Raw genomic sequence first — 25,059 nt, forward strand, 5'->3', positions numbered from 1 at the left:
TCAGCTTCGGTATTTCGACCGAATTGCCTAAACCTCTCGTTTGCAAAGGGCGGCACTGCAGAAGATTCACCTTAAAATGGTTGTCCTCCGCAAAATTGGCTGTAAATTCAATGTCCACCGGGTAATCATAAGCCTTAGACAATAGAGCTAGCATATCCCTCATCAGACTGGGGAATTCGGTATTCTTAAGCAATTTTTGAAAATCAAGAATATAAGGCGCTTTACTGTCGGTATATCCAAGCTCGTGAAGGCGATTTAGCGTTTGGTAGTCCAAAGAGGCAAACAACTCTTTATCTACCTTTAAGTCATAGGGGATGACGTCTTCCAGGATTCTACTTGTTAACTTATTTTCTTTTAGGGAAAGAAGGTCAACATCATGTTGAGAAAATTTCTTATGATCTTCAGCATTCATCAGCGGTATGCGCTCAGGATGATCAAGGGTTACAATTCTTGCATAATCACCGACCGTTCTGTCTACCGCCCTTGTGCCAAGTCCAAACACTAAGCGAAGCATGCCTGCGTCCATATCCACACTTTTGTCCCATACATAAAGGTTGGAGGAGTTTCCTACGCCTGCAATATGGGGAAAAAATTCTTCATGATAATGATCTCCGGAAACACGCTGAATCAATATGGCCATCTGCTCATCACTCTCAAAAAGCCCTCTGTTCATCCTGTAGACAAGCGCATCCTCATTCATTGTGCTGGCATAAACGGTACGTATCGCCTGTTCAAAGGCTTCATATCGTTCCTCGGGCGTACCCTGATTCGCGCAGAACACACTGTCATATTTTCCCGCAAAGGCATTCCCGTAATTATCCTCAAGCAAGGAGCTGGAGCGCACAATAATAGGAGACTGCCCAAAATATTCGAGAATTCGGACAAATTTCTCTTGAATATTCTCCGGAAACCTTCCGTGTACAATTTTCTCTTTCAGCTCAGGCGCATATTTAAAATATCCTTCTTTCGTCTTTTGCTTTGTGCGAAGCTTCCAGCAGCCGTTTTGAACAATATAGGTGTAAAATACATCCGAGCCCAAATAGTAGGAGTCATGGGGCTCCATAAAAGGTGCAAAGCGATCGTTTCCATCCCGCTCCAAAATCTTTCTGGCCACAAGCATACCCACGCTTTTTCCTCCGATAAAGCCTGTTCCTACCTCTCTCGATGCGATCGTCAGAATATCGTTTAAGGTAAAATATCGGTCGCAAAGCTCGAACATTCTGGATTTCTTGAATATGAGCATGGACATTAAGAGCCTTTTGGTTGTTTCCTGCTGCTCAAGGTCAAGCGTGAGCGCTTCTTTTGCCTTGATAAAAAGAACATCCCAGTAATCAAGCCGTTCCTCACCGCGATGGATGCTGGAGAACAGCTCCGCGGCCTTGGAACTTGCTGTGATGCAGATTGACTCTTGTCCCCGTATTAAATGCGGAAAGAACATGGTAGGGGAATATCGCTGCCACGCCTTGAGGGGATGAATATAGTAATTCTCATTCACTTGATATAAATCAAGCAAAAGCTGAGTCGTTTCACGGATACCTGCAATGGTGCTGTAGGTATGAGCATTTCGTATGATAGCAAAATAGGCAATCGTGTCCAGCTCATATAAATACGGGCAGGCCACCTTAAAAAAGTTTCCGATCATCAAATCGGAATGCCAGTATTCTAACAAATCGGTCAGGCAATCAAAAACATAAAAGGCCTTCCTGCCCTCTTGCTCGATCAAATGATGCACCGCGGTCGCAAAGCTTTCAAAACCTTTTTCGGCCTCGACATGAACAATTTTGATATCCGGGCTTTCCTCCAGAATCGGTTTATGGCTGCCAAAACGGACGTAGACCAGCTTTCTTTTATCCAGCTTAGCCTGTTCGACATACGGTTCAACCATTTTCTTATAATTTGAAACTGAATCCACCTGCCAAACGACATTGTCCCCCAGCCGAAGCTTGTCGATGACTTGATCAAAACCCTTCAATCCCGTGCTTACCTTATCGTGTATATCCATTACGCACCTCCGCTTGCCTGACTTAATCTGTATACTGTCTTGATAAGAAATAAGGGAAAATGATTGAGGTTAAGGGGTTTGTCCCTTCTTCCTTGATTCCTTTTCCCTATTTTATCAAATCTTTAGCCCGATATTGTCAGGAATATTGTTTTTTGAGCCTAATTGTGAAAATATCGTATTTATATCCGTACCCCTCTATAATAGTAATGGATTGAATCCTTTATTTTTAGCAAGGAGCTTTGCTATGAGTTCTATTCCCGTTTTAAATGATGAGCAATGGTTGAAGCTGCTTGAGCAAGTAGCTTCAACCTTTAATGAGGTTACCCTTAGCCGAGGGTTTACTTATTTTAAACAGCAGCGCGTAGCAACACTGATCATTTCTGAGGATCGCTTGGTTCAGGCAAGGGTAACAGGCTCGGAGGAGTACAGGGTTACGCTGAATTTAGATAAGCTCAGATCCAGTTCCTGTACTTGCCCGGTCCAAACCTCCTGCAAACATCTGGCAGCGGTTATGATGGAGCTTGCTAACCGATTCGGTTATACAGCTACCCAGATTGTGAATGCCAAGCATCACCTCAAGCGGACGGATTCGGTTTCCGCCTCAGAGTCGTTGCTCAACTCACTGCCCAACATGGATGTTTTCGGCTGGCATGAGTTTCTGAACCAGTATACATCCCATGTTAAACCGGGTTATGATCAGGGGATGTTTACGGACCTACTACGGTATCAACTGCAAAATATCCGGAAGGGTGCCATTCCTTTTTTGGCAACGGACTGGATTTATTTCGAACTGCATCAAGAGTTATTCATCCTACGAAAGATAAAAGAGCAGAACGCTCAAGGCAGTGTAAACTACTACACCTCTTTTGCGCTGTACCGGATGTACGATGAAATTCATGCCTTGTTAAAGCAGAAATCAGCCCAATTCAACTTCACCCACTCTGGGGAACGTCTTAAACAAACGTTAAGTTATATAAGGCAGCAGCTAGCCGAAGAAACCGGTCATAAGTATCTGGATTATGGCCTGTATACGGCGCTGTGGAAGTACTGGATAGCCCCCCATCCCAAGGCCGACGACTGGGTGTCGCAAGAAATTAACGAGATAGAGAAGCAACCAACCGATTCGCCTTCCGATTCTCTCTCAACAGTGAGGGCTTTCTTGTATCTTCATCAATCCAGAAGCAACGAAGCATGGGCGGCTTTGGAAGCGAGCGGTTCGTTAAAAAAAGCGCCTGCGAGTCTATTTCTTCCTTTCCTGAATCATATTTCCGATACTCGCGACTGGGCAAATCTAGTGGATTGGTTGAAGAGGACTGCCTCTTACTTTTATGGCCAAAAGACCAAGGAGCTCGATGCCTATATAAGTTACTGGAAAGAAGCTATCGCGCATGATCCTGAAGCCGAGAAGCATTTGTGGAACGTGCTGGAAGGGATGCTGCCCCATTCTACCCCGATCATCGAAGATGTGCTGTACGAGCAGCGAAAATGGAAGCCTTGGGTAGAAATGCAAATCCTTCAAGGACATGATCCCCTCTACCATCGCGTCAGCGTCCTGCAGCCGATTGAGAAGGAAGCGCCAGGTCTCCTACTGCCTTATTACCATCAAGCCATCGACCATTATGTCACCCTTAAAAATCGGCATAATTACAAATTAGCGGTCAGGCTGCTGAAAAGACTGGAAAAGGTGTACAAGAAGATGAAACAAATCGAGCGCTGGGATCGCTTCTTAACCGGTTTTATGGAACGTCACAGCCGACTGCGGGCGCTGCAAGAGGAAATGAAGAAAGGAAAGCTGTTGGAATGAGCACAAAATTGTGTGATATGACCTTGCATGTGATTCTAACGGACAGCGGGGATGCCCTGCTATGGGGGCTTCAGGATGGAATTGATATTCCCGGCGATAAATTCCGTAAATTATTGTTCGCTTGGCACCAGCCATCCTGCTATGGTACAACTCTGGAGCTGCAGCAGGCTGGTGAACTGACCATGACGGTTCTCCCTGCGGAAATGGTGCTGCCCTTCTTCGCCGAGCCGAATTTCATGGACATCCTCCGGTGGGAAGGCGGAAATGAAGCAACTAAGGGATTACTTGAGGCAGCACCATTACTCTACAGAGAGGCCAAGGATGGCCGTTATTTACCAAGCTACAGCTCTTTCCGGAATGGGGTGCTGCAATGGACATGGGAGGCCGGATCCGAAGGGCTTAAAGAACTGGATTGGGATACACTGAAAGGCCTGGACGTCTTAGGCGAGGAAATGTCCGGTTTGCGCTCGGCCTTCTCCGCCACTGTTTCCACGGAGCACTATGCGGACGAAGCCGCCGCGTCCGATCTTCGGCGCGAGTATCCCGCGCTGTTTCAAGGACCCCCAGCGGCAGCCGCCTCGGCTGCTGCGTTTACGGAGGAAGAGTGGCTTGCAGCACTCGGCTGGAAGCCGGACACGGCCCCCTTCCGCCCTGCTTTGCAGCTGCTGGAACCGGACGAAGAGCAGTATGATTGGCGTCTCCGTTTAGTTTTGCAGGATAAAAGCGAAGGCTCAGCCCTCGTGCCCATCCGCCTGGCGGCAGACGGGCAGGCTTACGGCGCATGGGCCAGCGATTGGAGCCCTTACATCCGGGAGCGTTCTCCCGGATGGGCGGCAAGGCTTGCAGCTAGGCTTCCAAACGGGAATAGCAGCGGCGAGCTCTTCGCCGAGCCGTTAAGCGACGAAGCCGCTTGGCGGTTCCTGACTACGGACAGCCGTCAATTACTGAGTGACGGCTGGAACGTCATGCTGCCCGGCTGGTGGGAGGCCGCCTCCAAGCGGAAGCCCCGCCTGCGGGCACAGGTTACATCTGAAGCCGGCGGCAGAGGCCAGTCGTTATTCGGGCTAAACGCCCTTGTCAACTTCGACTGGCGGATTGCCATCGGCGATGCGGATCTGAACGAAGCCGAATTCGCAGAGCTGCTTAGCCGCAAGGAACGGCTTTTCCGCTTCCGCGGTGAATGGGTCTTCTTGGATCCTGCTCTGCTGGAGCAGATCCGGAGGTTCATGGAAAGCATGAACCCGGAAGAAGGATTGTCCTTGCAGGATGTCCTTCAACTGCATCTGTTAAGCGAATTGGAACAAGAAAAGCCGTTATCAAGTGATCCTACAACAGGAGAGGATGCGGAAGACGAAGAAGAACGGATCAAGCTGGAGGTTGAGTTAAACTCACACCTCTTAGCGCTGCTTCGTCAGCTTGGACAGCCGTCCGAATTAGAAGAGCTTGCCGTACCTGCCGGGCTGCGCGCAGAGCTGCGCGGCTACCAGCGTGAAGGCTTCACATGGCTGAGTTTTCTTAGAAAGTTCGGGCTTGGCGCCTGTTTAGCCGATGACATGGGGCTTGGCAAAACCGTTCAATTCATCACTTATTTACTGCATCACAAAGCAGAGTCTGAGTACCCTGCCCTACTCATCTGTCCAACTTCTGTGCTTGGCAACTGGCAGAAGGAGCTAGCCCGCTTTGCTCCCGATTTAAAGGTTTTGCTTCATTACGGGAAGGGACGGTTAAACGGTGAGGCACTTTCACCCGTTTTGAAAGATACGGATGTTGTCATCACCTCTTATACGACTGCTCTGTTGGATCAGGAGTCCCTGAAGGAAATCATGTGGAGTTCACTCTGTCTGGACGAAGCCCAGAATATCAAGAACGCGCAAAACAAACAGTCGACAGCTATCCGCTCGCTCAAAGCACGGCACCGCATTGCGCTCACAGGGACGCCGATCGAGAATCGATTGTCCGAGCTGTGGTCCATCTACGACTTCCTTAACCCCGGTTACCTGGGGAACCAGCGCGGGTTTCAGCATCGTTTTGCCAATCCCATCGAGAAGAATCACGACGAGGAGCAGACGGTGCAGCTCCAGAAGCTTGTCAAGCCCTTCATGCTGCGCCGTAAAAAGAATGATCCCGCTATCCAGCTGGATCTACCGGACAAGCTGGAGATGAAGGTCTATATCAACCTTACCGCCGAGCAAGGGGCACTCTACGAGCAGGTGGTCAAGGATCTAATGGAGCGAATGAAGAATCTAGAGGGGATTGAGCGAAAAGGAGCCATCCTCGCTGCCTTGACTAAGCTTAAGCAGCTATGCGACCACCCCGTGCTTCTAACGAAGGAAGCTCCGCTATCTGAGGAGACACTGCTGTCCGAAGAACACCGTGAAGCGTTCATCACGGGTTCGGCGAAACTGGAGCGGCTCGTTGCCATGGTTAGCGAGCTCCGGGACGAAGGAGATTCCTGCTTGATCTTCACCCAGTACGTAGGCATGGGCCGCATATTGGCTGACGTGCTGCGGACGTATCGGGGCGAGCCCGTGCTGTACCTAAACGGCAGCACGCCCAAGGCAGAACGTGATAAGATGATCGACACGTTCCAGGCGGCAGACGGAACTGGCCCCGGCATCTTTGTTCTATCGCTGAAAGCCGGGGGAGTCGGCCTCAACCTAACGGCGGCCAACCATGTGTTTCATTTCGACCGCTGGTGGAACCCCGCCGTCGAGAACCAAGCCACCGACCGCGCCTACCGGATGGGGCAGAAACGCAACGTGCAGGTGCATAAGTTCATTTCCCTCGGCACCCTGGAGGAGAAGATCGACGAGATGTTAGAGAGCAAGATGAGCTTGAGCGAGAACGTCATCTCCACCTCCGAAAGCTGGATAACGGAGCTCTCAAACGAGGAGCTGGGCGATTTATTTGCGCTTCGGCAGGCGTGGTGATACAGCTGTTAATGCGTCTGTATTAATTAGAGGCTTAAAAAACCCGAGCGACAGATAATGTCACCCGGGTTTCAATTTATCACTACAAACACTATAAACGTAACTCGGGGAGAGATAGCCTAAGAACTTTATCCCATAAACAAAAAGGCCCCGATTTACATGACCTTGAACAGGTCAGGTCGCAAACTTCCAGCGTTTAGATAAAATCCTGACTTATGAGAAGACCAAGTTGTTTGGATTTCGCTACAGCTTCCTTTCTAGATTTCACGTTTAATTTATGGAAAAGCTGTGTTAAAGAATATTCCAATGTACGTTGGCTTATGAACAGTACTTCAGCAATCTCTTTGTTAGTATTTCCTTTTGCTAGATTCTTCAAAATGGTAAGTTCTCTTTCATTGATCGGAACTGTCGTAGATCCTCTTACCGTACCATTTTCAGTATTTTCACTACGCAGTGCCTTGAATAAATGTGTCGGAATCACGGTCTCTCCGTTAAAAGCGCAACGGATTGCCCTCACCAGACTCTCTTTGACAGCCCTTTTAGGAACATAACCTGAAATACCTGCTTCAATTAACTGGTTATAATGAGGTTCGATATCGTAATCCGAATAAATCAAGATCATAGCATTGGGCACAATATGTAAAATTTCTTGTATCAAATCAACCCCGTTTAAGCCAGGTAAATCGAATTCGAGCAGCAATAAATCAAACATTTGGTGCTGCAATTGCTCCAGCGCTTGAATTCCAGAAACGGCATAGGATAACTTAATATCTTGTTCCTGTTCAAGCATTGCTCTAATTCCTTCCATTATAACAACATGGTCATCTATTAATAAAATTTGATTCAAAATTTTCACCTCAAAAAAATATATATAAAGCTCCCTGATGAGGGTGATCCTGATTGTAAAATTGGACATCCGTTCTGTGTGGCTGTTGTCTGTTGCCCGGCCTTTACCGTCCATCAAGACCTTGACACCCTCCTTCTCTAACCATTCGAGGTAAACGGCATTGGTGAAATGAGAGCCTTGGTATCTGTTCATAATTTCCGGATTGCAGCGGCTAAAGGCCCAGTTTTGCTTCGCGGTCCCACATTTGACCGTCCAAATCAAGCCTGGGCGCCGAGATTGCGTATCTACGGATAGGCAAGCGATTCATGTACTTTTTCAATAGTGCATGTGCAGTAATATTCGAATTCATTACGAAGGATAAGAGTTGATATGGAAATAATAATGACTTGATAACCATTGTTTGTATTAGACTCAAATTGAATTTGTTCGCAAATACGCCATTTAGCAATAAACATTGAGTTGAGCAGACTGCTCCTCCGTCTGCTCAACTCAATGTTTACTAATGTTAATCGTTTAATACCAAACATTGGGTTAACTTCTATTGCAAACAACATACGTATCCCGGTGAGATATTTTATACAAAAAGCTGCACTAAATCTCTTTGAAACAATGAAAACTTGAAGAAGCCTACGCTTCTTCAAAGTTTAGAAAAATGTAAAAATTGAATAGGAAAAGTTCATGATTGCAGTACTAAAAGCAACTTCTGAATCATTGATGATTTTTGAACGAGCTCCTTAGTTTCTGCAATTGTCCGTTTGGCGTCATCTATATTCTGGAGCATCACTTGTTCGATCTCCGTAATGGTAAGATCTAATCGCCCCATTTGTTGCAGCTCTGCCTTCGCTCCCTCCGTCACTTCGGCAGCTTGCTTGGTTACGTTGTATACAGATTTAATAATATCTTGTCCATGTCTCGATTGTTCTAATGTCGCGACCTTGATCTGATGGACCTGTTCGCGAGCATTATTAATTCCCTGAACGACCTCTTCAACGCTATGCGCCTGTTCTTTAGTTGCCTTGGCGATTATTTTTGCCCGCCTGGATACATTATCGGCCGCATAAACGATGTCTTTTCCATGCTCCGCTTGTTCGACGGTAGCAACATAAATTTGACGAACCCGCTCACGGGCGTTAGCTATTCCCTCAATCATCTTTTCTACGCCTGCTGCTTGTTCTTTTGTAGCCTTTGTGACTGTCTCTATTTGGTTGGACACATTGTGAACCGCACTGACAATATATCGCCCATACTTCGCTTGCTCAGCGGTTGCCAATGCGATTTGACGAACTTGTTCTCGGGAATTGGAAACTCCTTGGATAATTTCATCAACTCCGACAACCTGCGCTTTTGTGGATAAAGTTACCATATCCGCCTGAATTGTGACATTCTCTACCGCATTGATAATGTCTCGACCGTGTTTTGCCTGCTCAACTGTCGCCGCTGTAATTTGGCCGACCTGTTCACGGGCGTTTGTGACACCCTTAATGATCACGTTCATGGCCTGGACTTGCTCTTCTGTGCTCGCGGTGACCATTTCCGCCTGATTTGTTATGCTTTCTACAGCTAGGACAATACGCTCACCGTGTTTCGCCTGCTCCCCGGTAGCAATGGTAATTTGCCGCGTTTGTTCGCGGGTATTTATCACGCCCTTAATGACTTCTTTTACGTCCTGAGCTTGTGATTTGGTAGCTTGGGTCACCATTTCTGCTTGCTTAGTTACGTTCTCTGCGGCTTTCACAATGTATCGGCCTTGTTTGGCCTGCTCTACGGTTGCAGATGTGATTTGACGGATTTGTTCGCGGGCATTGGCAACTCCTTTGATGATATCTTCTACTCCAGCAGCCTGCTTTGTGGTCCCCTTTGTGACCATCTCCACCTGATTCGTTACATTTTCTACCGCTCTTACGATATGCTTGATTTGTTTTTTCTGTTCTACCATCGCTACAGTAACCTGACGAACTTTTTCCCGGGCGTTGACCACGTCTTTGATGATCTCTGTCACACCTTTAGCTTGTTCTTTGGTAGCGGACGTCACCATGTCAGCCTGTCCAGTTAATGCAACGACGCATTTAACGATTTCTTTGCTTGCTTTCGACTGCTGTTCGTTAGCGTTAGTTATCTGCCTAACTTCTCTAGTAATGATGTCTACCTCTGTATCTATGTTTTCAATTGCAACTCGAGCATCATCGGCTAGCCGCTTACTTTGCTCCACCTTGTCCGTACCTACTGCAATCACGTTAATAGCGTCACAGGTTTCGGATTGAATTGTCTTGATTAACTGAGTAATTTCCTTAGTTGCGTTCGAACTATATTGGGCCAACTTTTGCATCTCGCCAGCAACCACGGCAAAACCTTTGCCATTTTCACCGGCTCTGGCCACTTGAACCGCAACGTTTAAAGCGAGCAAATTAGTCTGTTCCGCCATATAGTAAATCAGTTCGATAATACTATCCATTTGTCTGGAACTTTTACCCAGATTCGTCATGGCATCAGATGCCTGACGGATCACCTCCTCAATATCCTTCATGCCGGATAAGGATTGCGTGATCGAATTTTGCCCGTTTTGCGCAGCGACTTGAATTTTTCTCGTCAACTCGTTCACATTGCCGACATTCTGTGCAACCTGCTCGATAGATGCCGTCATTTGTTGCACGGAAGCGGAGGTTTGCCATGCGGAATTCTGAAGCTGTTCTGCGTTACCTGCAACGCCTTTAATAGATTTATCCATTTGTTCAATGGAGGCAGAAATTTTTTCCACGGAAATTGCCGTAACTTGACTATCACCTTCCACTTGTTGAACCGAAGCAGCCATTTCTTCGATTTTGTCGGACATTTCTTTTGACGATGCCGTTAAGCTCGCGGCATTGTGGGCAACACCTTTAATGGATATTCCCATTTGTTCAATCGATACAGAGACTTGTTCCACGGAACTCGACGTACTATTGCTATTTCCAGCTACTTGTTGAATGCAAGCGACCATCTCTTGAATCGCATCCGAGGTTTCTTTAGCGGATGTAGACATGCTTTCGGCATTCTCGAGAACACCTTGGATTGACTCCCCCATTTGTTCGATAGATACCGATATTTCTTCCACCGACCGTGTGGTGCTTTGGCTATTTCCTGCTACTTGTTCAATGGATATTACCATTTCTTCAATAGCCACTGCAGTTTCTTGCGTAGAAGCAGTCAAGCTTTCCGCATTTACAGCTATTCCTTTGAGGGATTTGCCCATTTGTTCAATGGATATAGAGATTTCCTCGACCGATCCTTTAGTGCTTTCACTATTGCCGGCAACTTGATGGATGGAAGCAACCATTTCTTGAATAGCCAGAGATGTCTCTTGCGCAGATTCAGTTAAGCTTTGTGCGTTGTCGGCAACCCCTCTAATAGACTTCCCCATTTGTTCAATGGCAACTGAAACTTGTTCTACGGATCCCGCTGTACTTTGACTGTTGCCTGCCACTTGCTGAATGGACGTCACCATTTCTTGTATAGCATCCGAAGTCTCGTTTGCAGATGAGTTAACGCTATCGGCATTTCCAGCAACACCTTTTATTAATTTCCCCATCGCTTCGATGGATACGGAGATTTGTTCAACGGACCCCGTTGTACTTTCACTGCTTTCCGCCACTTGTTCAATGGAAGCAACCATTTGATTGATTGCTGCAGCGGTTGCCGCTGCAGAAGCGGTAAGACCTTCCGCATTCCCGGCAACACCTTTAACGGATTCAGCCATATCCCCAATGGAAGCGGAAATTTTCTCTACGGATTTGGAGGTACTATCGCTGTTTCCTGCTACTTGTTGAATCGAAGCGACCATTTCTTGAATAGCAGAGGCCGTTTCATCCGCTGACGAGGTTAAACTCGTTGCATTTCTGCTTACAGTCGCAATAGACTTAGATAATTCTTGTATGGTCTCGGAGGCAGATTCGAGCGCAGCCGCCTGATGCCCCGTTCCTTCCGAGATTTGTCCCGTAATACTGGATAGTTCCTTTAACTTTTGTTCCACAGATTTAGAATTTTCGAACGCCTGATCGACATATTGGGACATGCCGGTATAATTCATAATTTTGCGAACAAGTTTTTGTTTCAAATTCATGTATTGATTCCTCCGGTAATTGCACTATGAAACTAACTCCATTTTGGTTTCACCGGACATTTGGTCCAACCGAGAAGTATTATAATCTCCCTGCATCACTGAATAGTTAATCCGAATTTTCCGGAACTATTCTGCCATAGGAGTTCACCCAATACTTTTTAATTCGTGTCATTCCATAATGGTTTAGCATCTTTCGAAAATCATACTACTTTTTTTGCGAGTGGTAACCGCAAAACCGCTTTCGCTATACCGCAATTTTTTTGCGTGATCCATCACAGCTGAGAGGCACTAATTTATTGATATGACAGGCAGAAGATGGGTCCAACATTATTTTTAACGTGTGCTTCATGAGCATAATTGACATAAAAAAACAGCAGCCTAATTTGCAGCTGCCGTTCGATTATTACCTCCTGTTTTACACCGCCGTCAACCACAGGGGGCGAATGTAAGGAGCAGAGTTGAAATTTAAGAGTACCGGTCAATCGCTTCTATAATTATCGATAAGGCGTTATCTCTAAATTAATAAATAGTAAGCTCAAATACTTTTGCTTTTCCTCCGCCTCCTGCCTTGACATAGGACCCAACAGTTTTTTTCCTTTGTAGGTTATATAATATTGTTCCATCTTTTCTCACCTCTCAATTCTGGCAGGTCAGAAAAGTGGGTAATCCAGCCGTATGCCATAATGTCTTGTATTTTCACAGAACATACGCTCTAATTCATCCGCCGGAAGCGGCTTACTGAACAGATATCCTTGCGCCGCATTACATAAATGCTGTTTAAGAAAATCAAGGTGTTGCTTAGTTTCCACGCCTTCCGCTATGACATTGAGACCCAAGCTATGAGCCATGGAAATAATCATCTTTACTATCTCGGCGTCTTTTATATGAACAGTGCAGTCATGTACAAAGGACTGATCAATCTTTAATGTATCAATAGGGAATTCTTTCAAATAGACAAGTGAGCTGTATCCTTTACCAAAATCATCTATACCTAGATAAACGCCAAACTCTTTCAACTTTTCCAAAATTGCAAGATCACGATCAACATCCATCTTGCGGCTTTCGGTAATTTCGAGCTGAAGATAACAGGGATCCAAACCCGTCTGCTCTAGTACCTTTTTTACTAGTTTGATTAAATTACTTTTTACGAATTGGCTGGGGGATAAGTTGACCGATACGACCATAGGATCATAACCCATGTCTTGCCAAGCCTTGTTCTGAGTACAAGCAGCGTCTAATATCCATTCCCCAAGAGGAACAATAAGACCTGTATCTTCGGCTAACGGGATAATATCCTGCGCTGATACCATCCCCCTCTCCGGATGCTTCCAACGGATTAACGCCTCGGTACCTACAATTCTTCCCGAACGGAGATCCACCTGCGGCTGATAAAACAATATCAACTCATTCCGTATTAGCGCCTTGCGCAGCTCCTTTTCCATTGTCAACATGGATTGATATTCATTCCCTCGCTATAGAATTGATAGTTATTCTCTCCCTCATCTAATGCTCGCCGCATCGCGTGTACAGCATTTGCTAATAAGTTTTCGCCTTGGTTCCCATCCATTGGGTACAAACTTATTCCGATACTCGGCAAAAACACGATTTTCGAATTTTCATGAAAAAAAGGCATCTGAAAATCTGTAATGATACGTTCAGCTAGTAGCTGTATTTGAAGAACATTCAACTTGGGCAGCAAAACAGCAAAATTGTCCCCATTGTACCGATATACAGTATCCATAGGAAAGTGCGATGTCAATCGTCTCGAAGCTGCAGCCATAACATCATCTGCCGGGTCACAAATATGCGGCACGTCCACTATTTTAAAACGTTCTAAGTTAAGAATCATTACGGCAACATGATCGTTGTTACTTTTGGCATTCATAAGAAAATCATTCAGACGCTCTTTCAATTGTTTTTGATTTGATGTTAAAATATCATTATAGGCGATAGTAGTTAGTTGCTGTTCTGCCCTTTTTCTGCCTGTAATATCTAGAAGAAACACTGTCAATCCTTGCTTTGATGAATGAACATGCACTGAATACCATTGATTGGTTAACTTGAGATAGGTATCATAGCGGACGGTCATCTGTTCATACATTGCTTCATGTAACTTTGTAGAACTTAAACTCCCGACTTCTTGCGGGAAAATATCCCATATTGGAGCATCTAAGATTTCTTTGGCAGTTTTACCAGTGATTAGTTCAGCTTCTTTGTTCCAGTAGGTGATTCGCCAATCCCTGTCTATTGCGATAAAACCATCTAATATTGTGTCGAGGATTGCAATTTTGTGATCTCTTAGAAGCATTTCATGGTTCATGATTACACCAACTTTTCGTTTCGGTTGTGGTAATAAGCACTTACTCGATACGATTTGTTTTGGGATGCAGATCATGTTATAGATCAACAGAACCCCGGAAATCAGCCAATACCTCGGGCCCTAATATTTCAGGCAGTTGTAGCAGAGCAAATATTTGCATCACTTCCGCACTTAGATTCACGATTACTACAGTATTACCTTGTGTTTGTATATTCTGAACAAGTGTAATCAGCAAACCAATGCCGGATGAATCCACAAAGAGAACTTTGGAAAAATCGATTTCAATTTCGCTGCTCGTTAGTAACGCTGGGGTTAGTTCCTCTTCAATCAACTCCGTGACGTCGATATCCATATCCCCTTCAAATACAACAATGGTTGTAGAATCTATATTTTCAATCGTATATTTAAACAATTTAGACACTCCCTTTTATTAAATTAGCAAATCTCCGTCTTCACTAAGCCGCGCAAAAATATGAGAAGATTGATCGGAAAATTTATGGATTTTTGAACCGACTTGGATTACAACATCTTCCATAACCGAGTTTAACTTGATCGTTCCCTCTTTCGGAACCACAATCTTTGTTGGTACCCCACCCTTTGTTCCCGCCTCGCCAATCGTGACACTATGGGTTGCAAAAAATTCACCGCCACGGACATAACCTTCAACCTCGATGTCGCCGCCTGCGTGCAATTTTGAATTATAAACTCCTTGTCCAATTACTGTAATATCACCACTGGAATAGATCTTGCTGTTATGCACAAAGCTGGCTTTGATAAAACAATTTGTATTTTCCGGATCTTCCTCGATACTTAGCAATAGAGCCTCCGCTTGTTTTGTCATTTGAACCAATTCTTGTACCGACCTGAAGGGAGAAGCATGGGGCATCATAAATCCCTTATATATGTTTTCACCAAACTCTACCCATTTATGGTCTAAGATTTCGATACCGCTTTTGATGTTGTTTTTTAAGGCCATGGTTAAGGTTGGAACAGATTTAAATTTCCCGTCACATAAGATTTTAATCAAGGGTCCCAATCCGGTCTGGGTAAAAGATGATACCTTAAATGCCGACACGCTGGAAAGTTGACTGATTGCTTCTACCATTTGTTTCATTTGCGTGATCAGTTTTCCAAGAATTTGGTGAATCTCCGCGAGTAAAATGTTATTATTGCCCGCGGTAACTTCACTTGAAATGATATTATTACGAATAATCACCGAGTCTCCCGCACTGATTTTCGCCATATTCACATTTTGATGGATCATCACACTGCCTTGTGCTTCCACCACCATTCCATCCTGGACAGACCCGACGACTTCGACATCGCCTATGTAGTGCACATTTCCGTTATTTAGGTTGACATCGTTTGTAATCATCAATTTGGGAACTACTGAAATTTCAGCGAGGTTTCCTTTAACCTTGATCTTGGGTTGTCCCGCATCGGTCGCAACCACTTTAGTGCCTTCTTCTACTAAAACAACACCGTGCCCCTCTTTAACTGCGAGCGGGAAAACTTCCGGAGGGAGCACAGGGTCATTCGTGACCGTTTTACCCGGCGTTCCCGGAATAGGTTGATAAATAATTCCCAAAACTTGTCCGCGCTCGACCGAAGGGAACTCTTGAATTTCCCGATAATCGATCGTACCATCCGAACGCTCTTTCAATCCCCTTTTGATATCCACTTCAATCGCCGGTTTAAAATATCCGTTTTTACCCGGTGAAGGAGGCTCACCTTGCGCGATGATATAAGAACCCGCTTCATCATTCGTACAAGCCCGGACAATTTCGGAATAATTCACTCCATATACGATTCCCAGGTCGCTAAGCTGTTCCATGACCCGATGGGCGTCAATAATCACTGGGATTTTCTTTTCCTCTATCTCCAACTGTATATAGTTGCTTGGCTCCTTGTCTTTCAATCTTCTATAAATGCGAGCGCCTGTAGACACTACCTTCAAGAAAGCTTCCATTTTATTTGCACTGACATTGATTTCCCACTGGGGCAGCTGCTCTCTGTCCTGAAGTTCCACTTCCATAATATCTTTTTCGCTTACAATAACCGTCTTTTCAATCAATTTTTCGTTTATAAAGAGTTTCATTCCTTCTCCAGGCATCACGAGAGGATATTTATCCGGCGCATCCCTGCAGTGAATATGACCGCCAGACACCCATACCATCCCAGACAAATCAGGTTCTGTTGCTTTAATATCTATATCGGTGACAGCACTGGCAGCTGCAAATTCCTCGATGTACATGGTGGATTGAAGCATTTTTTCCAGCTCAGATCCGGTAAAGGAAGTGTTCGAAGTAAGATCTTCATTTATCTTATTAACCGTTACCCTCACAACAGCAAGCTTCGAACCAAAACCTAAAATCCCTCTCGATTCGTTTTCAATAATCTCTATTTCTGCGTCTTCCAGCGCAGCTTCCAATAGATTTAGAGCGATAACGACAGCCTCTTTTACGGTTTTCCCTTTTGAAACAACACTTTTTCCCTTTGCTATCAAGTTAAGTGCGCCTCCTTACTATCTTTGGTTCGGAGCGTTAAAATCGATTATCTTGCCGTAACTTTAAGTGTCACCATCGTTATATCATCTTTCTGCGGTAACCCCTCAGTAAAAACATTTATACTGTCAATCACGATTTGTTCAATGTCAGATGCCTTTTTATATCCATGTTCGATCAATAATTGGACAAGGCGTTCTATTTTAAACATTTGGCCTTGATTATTGCTGGCTTCCACGATTCCATCGGTGTAAAAAAACACAAGATCATCCTTTTGAAGCCGCAACTTCTCTTCCTTGTAATTCTGTCCCGGCAATCCGCCGAGCATAACACCTTTTAAGTCCGGTGGATCGATCGCACCGACACTGGCTCGAATGATAACCGGCAGGCTGTGGCCTGCGTTAGCATACATAAATATACCCTCGATTGGATCCCAATCCGCACAAAACACGGTTACAAATGACCCTAACGTCCTTAGGTCCTTGTATAAGGCCTTATTCATGGCGGTGAGCGTCTCTCCCGGTCCTCTCGTTACTTCCGCCGCGCTGCGAAAGGCCCCGCGAGTCAAAATCATAAGCATCGCCGCAGGTATTCCTTTTCCCATTACATCTCCGATAATGATTCGAATTTTCCCGTCTGAAAGAGGGTAAAAATCAAAGTAATCTCCGCCGATCATACGTGCTGGAATCGAAATACCTGACACTTCGCCACTTGGTAATTCAAGCTTCCCCCCATTTAACAGCTTGGTTTGAATGTTGCGCGCAAGATGAATTTCCCGTTGCAGCGTTTTATTCATTTCAGTCGAGCCAATTTCCCCAAGAGATTGAAACTTATTTTCGCGAATCATGTAAATCACCGTCCTCTTTTTTGCAGGGCCTCTATGATTCGAAAAACGCCAACGGTGTCAAATAACTCACCGACTGTTTCATTAAGACTTACGAACTCCACGACTATTCCTCGATCAACCGCTTTATAGATGATTGAGAGAATCGCGCCGATACCCGTAGAATCAATAAATTCCAAAGCCGAAAAATCGACGACAATTTCCGTTATTTTCTCCGGAATCTCTACATTGAAATTATCGATAGTTGAATAATCCATGAGACCGACAATCTTGATGTAAAAGATCGATCCTTTAGTTTCATACTGCGTTTCCAGCGACATATCCATCAGCCTCCTTTTATTTCATTATTTGGGTAAAGCATACTTATAACCGAATAAATCCGTAATTTTAATCACACCGTCCTCTTCAACGGAAGCAATAATCCACTTCCCTTTCATGCGGTGAAGCCATTCCCTTGCTTTACTTAAGGCTTGGTCCCAGTGGAAGATGTGTTTATAATCCTTGTCATAACGTGAAACATTTAACATACTAAAGCTATTCTTCTCCACCAGTACCATGTGGTGTAAAATCCACTCGAATTCGTTCGGGACAACAAGCCTAATTCCATCGTTACCTTTAACCGGAATGGGACGGGCAACTTTAACCGTTTGGGTTTCACTAATTCCTTCCTCCGATATCAAAGGAAACTGATAATAAAAAGTGAACTGCCCTGTCTCGTTAACGAGATCTACATCAGGAAGAAAATGATAGGCAGTCACGTCTATACGATCATTTTGATTCTGCAGCGCCTGGATCTCCCGGGCTGAAACCGCCGTCCTTCTCCGTTTGACATATTCGTTACGAACGAAACAACGAGGCTCAAACTCATCCACCGTGTAATACGAGTTAAATGAACCTTCAATTTTACGCAGCCTTTCCTGCGTCACTTTCATCGAAAGCGGTGTGTTATCGCATGCCAGCCATCTACGCCGTTTCTTTTCCGCTACGTAAGGCAAAGTTCCGCTTCCACAGTAAAAATCCGCTACCCAGTCGCCTTCCTTGGTCGCAATGTCTAAAATTCTTTCGACCAATTTCTCCGGTTTTTGCGAAGGGTAGCGGGTTTCCTCTTCTTCACCGTATTGATACCCTGTGATATCGTCCCAGACGGACGGCCAGTTGGTCGCAGTGTGCAACCGTTCCGCAAATCGGGCGGATTTGCTGTAAAACAAAACGGTCTCGTGTTGATAACCGACGGGAAAGCCCCATGGATTTTCCCAAGGGGTATCGCTATGTTTCCAGATGACCTCACACTGGAAATTTTCTCTGCCAAAAATCTCATCCAAAAGTACTTTTAAATGATGCCCGCAAACCATATTGGTTTGAAGCACGAAGATTCCGTCTTCGCGCAAGAGCTGTTTGGCCAGCGTAATTCGTTTTCGATAATGATCCAGGTAAAGCTGCAGGTTAAAATAGTTATGAATAGTTTCGTGTTGTGACCACGGATAAATGTACTCAAGTCCAAATTCAGGCTGGGTTGCAGAAAATAGCAGGCCGGAGTTAAAGGGGCCGTCACAGTATACTAAATGAAAAAGCTCCTCATATCCCTTTTTCAACAGGGATTGCATGATTTCGATATTTTCGCCCTCTATTAAGGCGTTTTTATCTGTAGACATTTCAGGGACGAACAGCATGCGCACACTCACACCTTTCTAATTTCCAAGCTTGAACTTTGCCAAATGCTGCAATAACGATTTCGATATATCGGACAAATCGCTGGACTGGTTGTGCAGTGATTTAAACAAATCAGACAGTGTAATCGTAATTTCCGTTGTATTATTTGTTCGGTCCCTGGCGAGTTGACGCATATGATCCAATCGGTCAAGAATTTCTTTTACCATGGCAGTATATTCTTGATTTTTGAGATGCCCCTCAATTAAATCGATAAAATAGAAAATCTCTTCAACGGATTCTCTGGCCTTGGAAGTAGTTTCCATCGAGATAGTAAACACCTTTTCGACAGATTGGTTTGCTTCAGTTTCCAGCAACACCGAAAGTCTCTGTGCTTTTGTTGCTTGATCATGCGTATCCGTTAATAATTGGTTCAAGGTATCTGTCATTTTATTTGTCGAAGCTGATAACTCACCAAGTTCACCGCCATCGGACACTGTGCTTTTTGCGGTCAAGTCGCCTAGCTCAAGCTGTTTGATTTGAACCATTATTTTCTGTATATCTTTGTAAATTTTGTTAAAGAAGCTGGCTGCAAACATAAACAGCGCAATCAATGAAACAAAACCGGACACGATCAATAGGAGCGAAAAATTCTTAAGCGGCGCACTGAGTTTTTTATAATCCAAAGCAATATAGATGACCTTTCCGTCATTCAATGGAAGGAACATTTTATAGAGGGATTGACCATTGATTTTTTGAATATACTTATGCTCTTCCTGTATTTCTCCTGTTTGGAGAAGTGCCAGATCTTGATCGTTTCTAAATTTATATTCTCCGTAAACGACTTGTTTCAACGGAGGATATATGTCTTTTTCGAGAGACGGATTCGCAAACACTCGCGGGTCCAAGACAGCAATTTCTTTGGCATAGGGATTCTCTTCCAATACGCTAGCAATCCATGTGTCTGTACCAACCTTCTGAATAAAGTTATAAACTTCACTTGCTTCAATCGAGGTACTGATAATGTAGTCCGTACCGGGCGGATGATAATAGGTATATTTGAAAAATGCCGGTTTATCCGAATGAACAACGGCTTGGGCCGCAAATAAAGTAAAGATTCCCTTACCCGTATAACTTACCGTTGGATCCTGTAAAACTTCGTCTTTCATGATTGCAGCGTACGAATTCATGATTTGCGCCCTTCCAACGGTTTTCCAGCTGAAGCCGACATCTTTGGCATCCGTCGATTTGACATTCACGAAATCGTCACCCTGCGGCGCAATAATCGTAATTCCTGCTGTTTCCATTTCATCTCGAAGCTGAAAAAGTTGTTCCGTGCTAATATTTTGATGGCTGCGCGCCTGTAATCGGTCAACGATACGCCTCACATGCAATTCCAATTTCAAGTCAATCTGATGCTCTATGTTTTTAGACGCCAAATCCGTCTCTGTGATGCCGTGTTCAATCGTCCCGGCGATCATGGATGCTTGCTGCATGGTATCCTCATTGATTTTATTGTATAAAACGTATCCTTGAATCGCTCCAGAGACAACCGATATTAAGACGAGCAGAAGCAGCATTCTGGAAATAAATTGCTTTAGTAATGTTTTCTTCGTCTTCAATTTCATTTGCTTTATCCTTTCTTTGCTAAAAACATTTTCCGTAATGTGATTTTATCCGCTTTACCTTGCACGATGGGAATTTCAGATAATACCTCTATGGCATCGGGGACTTTATAACCTGCGATTCGGCCGGAACAAAACGGATATAGTTCCTTTACAGAGGTAGCGTCATGCAAAACAGTAAAAGCTACAACTTGCTCGCCATACACAGGATGCGGTGCGCCGAGTACAACCGCTTGTTTCACATTCGGGTGCTGAAGCAGGATATGTTCAACCTCCCCAGGCGCAACCTGTTGTCCCCCTTTTTTAATGAGATCCTTCTTCCGCCCGATGATTTCAAATTTGTTATCTTCGTTCATACGGACCAGGTCCCCCGTACGAAACCATCCATCGAGGGTCCAGACCTGAGAAGTTAGGTCCTCACGCTTATAATAGCCCAAAAAGCCATGAGGAGTTCGAACGAGCAGTTCCCCGTCGAGGTCTATTTTGTAATCTATTCCGCTGTAAAGGGACCATTGCGCCTTTTTACGCAAATCACAATCTAGAATGCCTCCATGTTCACTGCAGCCGTAAATCCCGCTGATCCGGCATTTATCATTAAATGAAAATTGATTGGATATTTCTTCCGTGACGACTTCCCCGGCAAGACCGCAAAACTCCAGATTTGCTATCGTTACAGGCGCCATTTGTTCCGCGAAGGGGTAAATGGCTTTCAAGATGGAGGGAGTCGTGAGCATTTTATTTATGTTCGAGTCCTTCATAAGTTTGACCATTAAAGGCAGTTCGAAAGAGTCAGGCAATATAATTTGCGCACCTTGTTTGAATCCTACGCTTATGATAGCTAACCCCATCACGGAGCTTGCAGGTGCTGTGACAAAAAGCCGATCGCCTGCTCTCATATCGGAAGTGTCTTTGAAACACTGACCGAGCGCTTCAAGATTGCTCGTTTGTAACATGAGTCCCTTGGGTACTCCCGTGCTGCCTGAAGTGAAGCTGATAAAGTCGATTGGGGCAGCTTCGTCCGGTTTTTCCCTGCTCATATCTCCGATATTCCTTTCTTCCCATTGAAAGCTATCGTCCGACTTATAGAGCACGGTGTAATTGTCGCTGGATTTTGCCCATTCCTCGACTTCATGGGCAAACGGAAAACCGCCATGCGTTGTTATCGTAAAGACAATATGCGGATCAAGGAAGCTCAGAATCTGCTTTAAATCATCGCTACGGTACGAGGAACTGATAGGAGAAACAACGCCTCCAAGTTTATTGATCGCCATGATTAGAGAGACGTATGAGAATACATGGGGCACGAGCACCGCGACCCTTTTCCCGCGAATTTTCTTATTATGGAGAAGATCCACATAGGCATCCATTTGTTGTGTCAACTCCGCTGCATTATAGCTTCCCGTAAATGTGGTCAAAATCGTTTTTGAGCGATCCTGAGTTTGCATGTATCTATCGAAAAATGTGTTCATTTAATTTCCCCCCTATGCAGTGCCCGATAAAGATTGCCTACTGTCAGCAGGTCATCGGCACTTTCAATCACTTCGACCCCCACTTGGAATCGCACTGTAAGTTGTGTGAATAAATTGACCATTTGCAAGGAATCGATTCCCAAATCCTCCCTGAAGCGGGAACTTTCCCGTACATCTTCAAGCCGCACGTTAGTTATGTCTGAAACCAGTTGACCGAACTGTTCAAATCTCATTTTTCATCCTCCAAAAGCCACTTCCCGGAAATTTGTCGCAATGTTTCCAATTTAAAGTTACAGCAATGCCCCTCGTTGCTATATTCAATAAGCTGCTTTCCTTGGGGCAGCTTCTCATACAAGCGATAAATATCTTCATCTTTCACCATCACATCTTTATTCCCATGGAAAAGCAGCACCGGTTTATCTGTTTTGAAATGTTCAAAATCGGGCAGGATGGTATCTGTCCCTTCCTCCAAAACATAAGACAACCGCTCGGTGAAATAATCCGGTAATTTCACATCGTTTTGGCAAGCAGGACTCACGGAAACGACCCTGCTGACTTGGGGGTGGACACTGCCGTACACAGCCCAGGCTCCCCCGGAGCTTGTTCCGAATAAATTCACGGGAAGTTCAGGAAAACGCTCTGCAGTGAAATCGATCACTTGATTGACAAACCGATTCCATCTTGAGCGTGTAGCTTTATGTTCGTTACATACGTAAGACTCCCCCTGTCCTGGACCATCAAAACTGACCGTCACAAGGTTCATCGCCGCAAAATCCATTTCGTAGGTAAACAATTCCTCTTTTGAAGAATCTATAGGGTTAATAATGACAACGCATCCCCTCGGTTTCTCAGGGATACGAATTCTCCCGATACAATCCTTGCCCTCAACTTGAATAACATTGTGTAAGATTATATCCGTTGAAATGACATCAGCCAGCGTAAACATTGCGATACAGCGAATAAACCAATTTCGCTTTTCATTACTAGTTTGTGGAAAAATCCATTGGATCAAATTATAGTGCAGACCAGCTTTGCGGTAAAAATATTCCGCTTCTCGCCTAAACCCCTCCCCAAGTAAGGCATCTGCCTGTTGTTCATACTCCTGCGCAGTTTGATCCCAAAAGCATTTCCATTGCTCCAAACTTTTTAACTGTGTTCGAAATTGATTAACCTTCTCTCTTTCCAAGCCATGGGCAATCCAGCGGTCCCAAAATCCCTCGAAAAGCAGGCTCGTCATCAACGTTTTTTGTACCGTATCTGTTACAATGAGATTATCCGACAGATTGCTTTTCAGCATTTTGTTCTCCCCCTTTTCGGTTAAAAACAAGTATTAGTGTAGAGCCCTCGTCGGGGACTGTTGATAGTAATACCTGATCCGTCATTTTCATCATTAACGTAAACCCTTGCCCAAGCGATTTTTTTGTGGAGTAACCCGCCATAAGGGTTGTATTTGGCAAAAGCTTGAGCGGAAATCCGGATCCTTTATCCTCAACCAGAACATGGATCTCCGTGTCAGTCGCAACAATGAACATTATTCCTTCTTTCGCATGCTTAAGGATGTTAGTTATCGCTTCGGAAATGACAAGAATCTGACTCATAACAACGGACTGGGAAAAGCCCAATTCAAGCAGATTCTGTTTTGCCAAATCTCTGGCTTTGGGTATATCGGAACGTTCCGTGATGGAGACTCTGCACAATAAGCTGCCCTGCTTGTATTCGTCCACCTCGGTTTTTCGAATAAGCAGAAATTTGCGCTGCGTCGCCGCGAAAATAACATCACGGTAGACCTGCCAAATTTCATCGTCTTCCGTCACATGCGAAATTTCGGGACTTCTTCCCTCAGGTATATAACGGCCTATGTCCTGCTTAATTTCCTCATAAATCTCCAGCAAACAAACATGAAACTTATCCGGAAGACGCATTTCCTTTAGACTGAGGTAAACGTCGCCTGTCAACCACTCGACTAAACAAGAAGAGAGATATAATAAGTATTGCTGCTCATCGTTCGGATTATTGGTAACAGAGTCGCTTGTAAAAGAAAGGTAGATTAGGGCACCGGCCTGCTTATTATCCATTTGAAGCTTCTGCCCCATGCGATTGGCGATCCACCCGACCAATGCACGTCTTTGATTATCGTGAATGTTTTCTGTGGACAGAGGTGTAGGCAACTCCGCATCTAACCCTCGTCTTCCTCCATCGGAAAAACCCATTAATTTGTTAAATATGGATTTCACAAATCGGAAACCCCCTTTATAAAATGCCGAGGGGAGGCATAATCGTTACTTCATCTACCACTGCACCGCTAGGCTGACACAAAATATAAACCAGATGTTTAGCTATTGTCTGTGCGGGTATCATCTGCGATAGATCCGGTTTTTGTTCCATCTTGTCCCAAAATGAAGTATCTACTGCCCCGGGCAGCACAGCCGTAACCTGAATACCTTTATCTCTTAATTCTGCTTGCAATACTCTCGTGAGTCCTAAGACTCCAAATTTAGAAGCTGAGTAACCCCCGCATCCGGGCAGTGCCATCGTTCCTGCAATAGAGACGAGATTGATTATTTTCCCTTGTCTGTTTTGATTCATATGCCGGCCAAAGGATTGGCAGCAAAGAAACGTGCCTTTCAGGTTTACCGAAATCATTCGGTTGAAATCTTCTATGGACAGCGAAAGCAGGGAGTCGAAAGTACCTACTCCGGCACAATTGATCAGTGCGTCAATTCTTTTGAAATGCGATACCGCTTCTTTCGTAAATGTGTTTACAGACGTTTCATCGGATACATCCAAAGGTAATACTAATGTTCGCGAATTCATTTGGTCGGTAACCGATTTTAAATCTTCTTCGTTTCTTGCCCCAAGAACAAGATTCGCCCCCAGTTGACTGAGTAAACCTGCCGTTTCTCTACCGATTCCACGGGAGGCCCCTGTAATGGCAATAGTTTTCCCTTTGAGTTGTTCAAAATCAATCATC

General features: G+C 44.7%; 18 protein-coding genes (1 of these 18 running past the window's edge). 2 read left to right on the forward strand and 16 right to left on the reverse strand.

Annotated features, from left to right (window positions below):
* Window positions 1–2,002: the 5' portion of a PEP/pyruvate-binding domain-containing protein gene (locus JOE45_RS12350; RefSeq protein WP_210019922.1), read on the reverse strand. Its footprint begins 548 nt before the window's first position; the window shows 2,002 of its 2,550 coding nt (coding positions 1–2,002); it begins with the start codon at window positions 2,000–2,002; the stop codon falls past the left edge of the window.
* A gap of 244 nt (window positions 2,003–2,246) precedes the next feature.
* Here JOE45_RS12350 and JOE45_RS12355 point away from each other — a divergent pair, with 244 nt between their 5' ends.
* The gene (locus JOE45_RS12355) at window positions 2,247–3,806 is read left to right on the forward strand and encodes an SWIM zinc finger family protein (RefSeq protein WP_210019921.1); all 1,560 of its coding nucleotides are present in this window, start codon (window positions 2,247–2,249) and stop codon (window positions 3,804–3,806) included.
* On the forward strand, window positions 3,803–6,736 hold the full coding sequence (locus tag JOE45_RS12360; protein WP_210019920.1) for a DEAD/DEAH box helicase: 2,934 nt from the start codon (window positions 3,803–3,805) through the stop codon (window positions 6,734–6,736). Before JOE45_RS12355 ends, JOE45_RS12360 begins: the two co-directional genes overlap by 4 nt.
* Before the next feature lie 196 nt (window positions 6,737–6,932).
* Here JOE45_RS12360 and JOE45_RS12365 read toward each other — a convergent pair whose 3' ends face one another.
* From JOE45_RS12365 to JOE45_RS12435, 15 genes are all read right to left on the reverse strand, one after another.
* Complete coding sequence (locus tag JOE45_RS12365) at window positions 6,933–7,697, reverse strand: response regulator (protein ID WP_245247297.1); 765 nt, start codon at window positions 7,695–7,697, stop codon at window positions 6,933–6,935.
* Between the two features lie 562 nt (window positions 7,698–8,259).
* Window positions 8,260–11,679: a methyl-accepting chemotaxis protein gene (locus tag JOE45_RS12370; RefSeq protein ID WP_210019918.1), complete on the reverse strand. Its 3,420-nt coding sequence runs from the start codon at window positions 11,677–11,679 to the stop codon at window positions 8,260–8,262.
* 650 nt (window positions 11,680–12,329) lie between these two features.
* A complete protein-coding gene (locus tag JOE45_RS12375) occupies window positions 12,330–13,130 on the reverse strand; it encodes a putative bifunctional diguanylate cyclase/phosphodiesterase (RefSeq protein ID WP_210019917.1) in 801 nt (266 codons plus the stop codon).
* On the reverse strand, window positions 13,124–13,999 hold the full coding sequence (locus JOE45_RS12380) for a diguanylate cyclase domain-containing protein (RefSeq protein ID WP_210019916.1): 876 nt from the start codon (window positions 13,997–13,999) through the stop codon (window positions 13,124–13,126). The genes JOE45_RS12375 and JOE45_RS12380 overlap by 7 nt, the downstream gene beginning before the upstream one ends.
* A gap of 76 nt (window positions 14,000–14,075) precedes the next feature.
* On the reverse strand, window positions 14,076–14,411 hold the full coding sequence (locus tag JOE45_RS12385) for an STAS domain-containing protein (RefSeq protein WP_210019915.1): 336 nt from the start codon (window positions 14,409–14,411) through the stop codon (window positions 14,076–14,078).
* Window positions 14,412–14,429: 18 nt separating this feature from the next.
* A complete protein-coding gene (locus JOE45_RS12390; protein ID WP_210019914.1) occupies window positions 14,430–16,505 on the reverse strand; it encodes a FapA family protein in 2,076 nt (691 codons plus the stop codon).
* A 47-nt stretch (window positions 16,506–16,552) separates the two neighbouring features.
* Entirely contained in the window at window positions 16,553–17,350 is a 798-nt protein-coding gene (locus JOE45_RS12395; protein WP_210019913.1) for a PP2C family protein-serine/threonine phosphatase, read from the reverse strand.
* Between the two features lie 5 nt (window positions 17,351–17,355).
* Window positions 17,356–17,667: an STAS domain-containing protein gene (locus JOE45_RS12400; protein ID WP_210019912.1), complete on the reverse strand. Its 312-nt coding sequence runs from the start codon at window positions 17,665–17,667 to the stop codon at window positions 17,356–17,358.
* A gap of 24 nt (window positions 17,668–17,691) precedes the next feature.
* Window positions 17,692–19,017 carry a DNA methyltransferase gene (locus JOE45_RS12405; RefSeq protein WP_210019911.1) on the reverse strand — a complete coding sequence of 442 codons (1,326 nt, stop codon included), beginning with the start codon at window positions 19,015–19,017 and terminating at the stop codon, window positions 17,692–17,694.
* Window positions 19,018–19,035: 18 nt separating this feature from the next.
* Window positions 19,036–20,622 (reverse strand): methyl-accepting chemotaxis protein, encoded by a 1,587-nt coding sequence (locus JOE45_RS12410; RefSeq protein WP_210019910.1) that lies wholly within the window; start codon window positions 20,620–20,622, stop codon window positions 19,036–19,038.
* Window positions 20,623–20,627: 5 nt separating this feature from the next.
* A complete protein-coding gene (locus tag JOE45_RS12415; protein ID WP_210019909.1) occupies window positions 20,628–22,088 on the reverse strand; it encodes a class I adenylate-forming enzyme family protein in 1,461 nt (486 codons plus the stop codon).
* Window positions 22,085–22,321, reverse strand: a complete 237-nt coding sequence (locus JOE45_RS12420; RefSeq protein ID WP_210019908.1) for an acyl carrier protein — start codon at window positions 22,319–22,321, stop codon at window positions 22,085–22,087. Before JOE45_RS12420 ends, JOE45_RS12415 begins: the two co-directional genes overlap by 4 nt.
* Window positions 22,318–23,385: an alpha/beta hydrolase gene (locus JOE45_RS12425; protein WP_210019907.1), complete on the reverse strand. Its 1,068-nt coding sequence runs from the start codon at window positions 23,383–23,385 to the stop codon at window positions 22,318–22,320. Before JOE45_RS12425 ends, JOE45_RS12420 begins: the two co-directional genes overlap by 4 nt.
* Complete coding sequence (locus tag JOE45_RS12430; protein WP_210019906.1) at window positions 23,360–24,322, reverse strand: ATP-binding protein; 963 nt, start codon at window positions 24,320–24,322, stop codon at window positions 23,360–23,362. The genes JOE45_RS12425 and JOE45_RS12430 overlap by 26 nt, the downstream gene beginning before the upstream one ends.
* 16 nt (window positions 24,323–24,338) lie before the next feature.
* Window positions 24,339–25,058, reverse strand: a complete 720-nt coding sequence (locus JOE45_RS12435; protein ID WP_210019905.1) for an SDR family oxidoreductase — start codon at window positions 25,056–25,058, stop codon at window positions 24,339–24,341.
* Window position 25,059: the final 1 nt, after the last annotated feature.

Source organism: Paenibacillus sp. PvR098 (assembly GCF_017833255.1).
In the GTDB taxonomy this organism is placed as follows: domain Bacteria; phylum Bacillota; class Bacilli; order Paenibacillales; family NBRC-103111; genus Paenibacillus_G.

Coding starts and splice junctions, on each gene's coding strand:
- JOE45_RS12355 (WP_210019921.1), top strand. CDS start 2,247: ATGAGTTCTATTCCCGTTTTAAATGATGAGCAATGGTTGAAGCTGCTT.
- JOE45_RS12360 (WP_210019920.1), top strand. CDS start 3,803: ATGAGCACAAAATTGTGTGATATGACCTTGCATGTGATTCTAACGGAC.
- JOE45_RS12365 (WP_245247297.1), bottom strand. CDS start 7,697: ATGGACGGTAAAGGCCGGGCAACAGACAACAGCCACACAGAACGGATG.
- JOE45_RS12370 (WP_210019918.1), bottom strand. CDS start 11,679: ATGAATTTGAAACAAAAACTTGTTCGCAAAATTATGAATTATACCGGC.
- JOE45_RS12375 (WP_210019917.1), bottom strand. CDS start 13,130: ATGTTGACAATGGAAAAGGAGCTGCGCAAGGCGCTAATACGGAATGAG.
- JOE45_RS12380 (WP_210019916.1), bottom strand. CDS start 13,999: ATGAACCATGAAATGCTTCTAAGAGATCACAAAATTGCAATCCTCGAC.
- JOE45_RS12395 (WP_210019913.1), bottom strand. CDS start 17,350: ATGATTCGCGAAAATAAGTTTCAATCTCTTGGGGAAATTGGCTCGACT.
- JOE45_RS12400 (WP_210019912.1), bottom strand. CDS start 17,667: ATGTCGCTGGAAACGCAGTATGAAACTAAAGGATCGATCTTTTACATC.
- JOE45_RS12405 (WP_210019911.1), bottom strand. CDS start 19,017: ATGCTGTTCGTCCCTGAAATGTCTACAGATAAAAACGCCTTAATAGAG.
- JOE45_RS12410 (WP_210019910.1), bottom strand. CDS start 20,622: ATGAAATTGAAGACGAAGAAAACATTACTAAAGCAATTTATTTCCAGA.
- JOE45_RS12415 (WP_210019909.1), bottom strand. CDS start 22,088: ATGAACACATTTTTCGATAGATACATGCAAACTCAGGATCGCTCAAAA.
- JOE45_RS12420 (WP_210019908.1), bottom strand. CDS start 22,321: ATGAGATTTGAACAGTTCGGTCAACTGGTTTCAGACATAACTAACGTG.
- JOE45_RS12425 (WP_210019907.1), bottom strand. CDS start 23,385: ATGCTGAAAAGCAATCTGTCGGATAATCTCATTGTAACAGATACGGTA.
- JOE45_RS12435 (WP_210019905.1), bottom strand. CDS start 25,058: ATGATTGATTTTGAACAACTCAAAGGGAAAACTATTGCCATTACAGGG.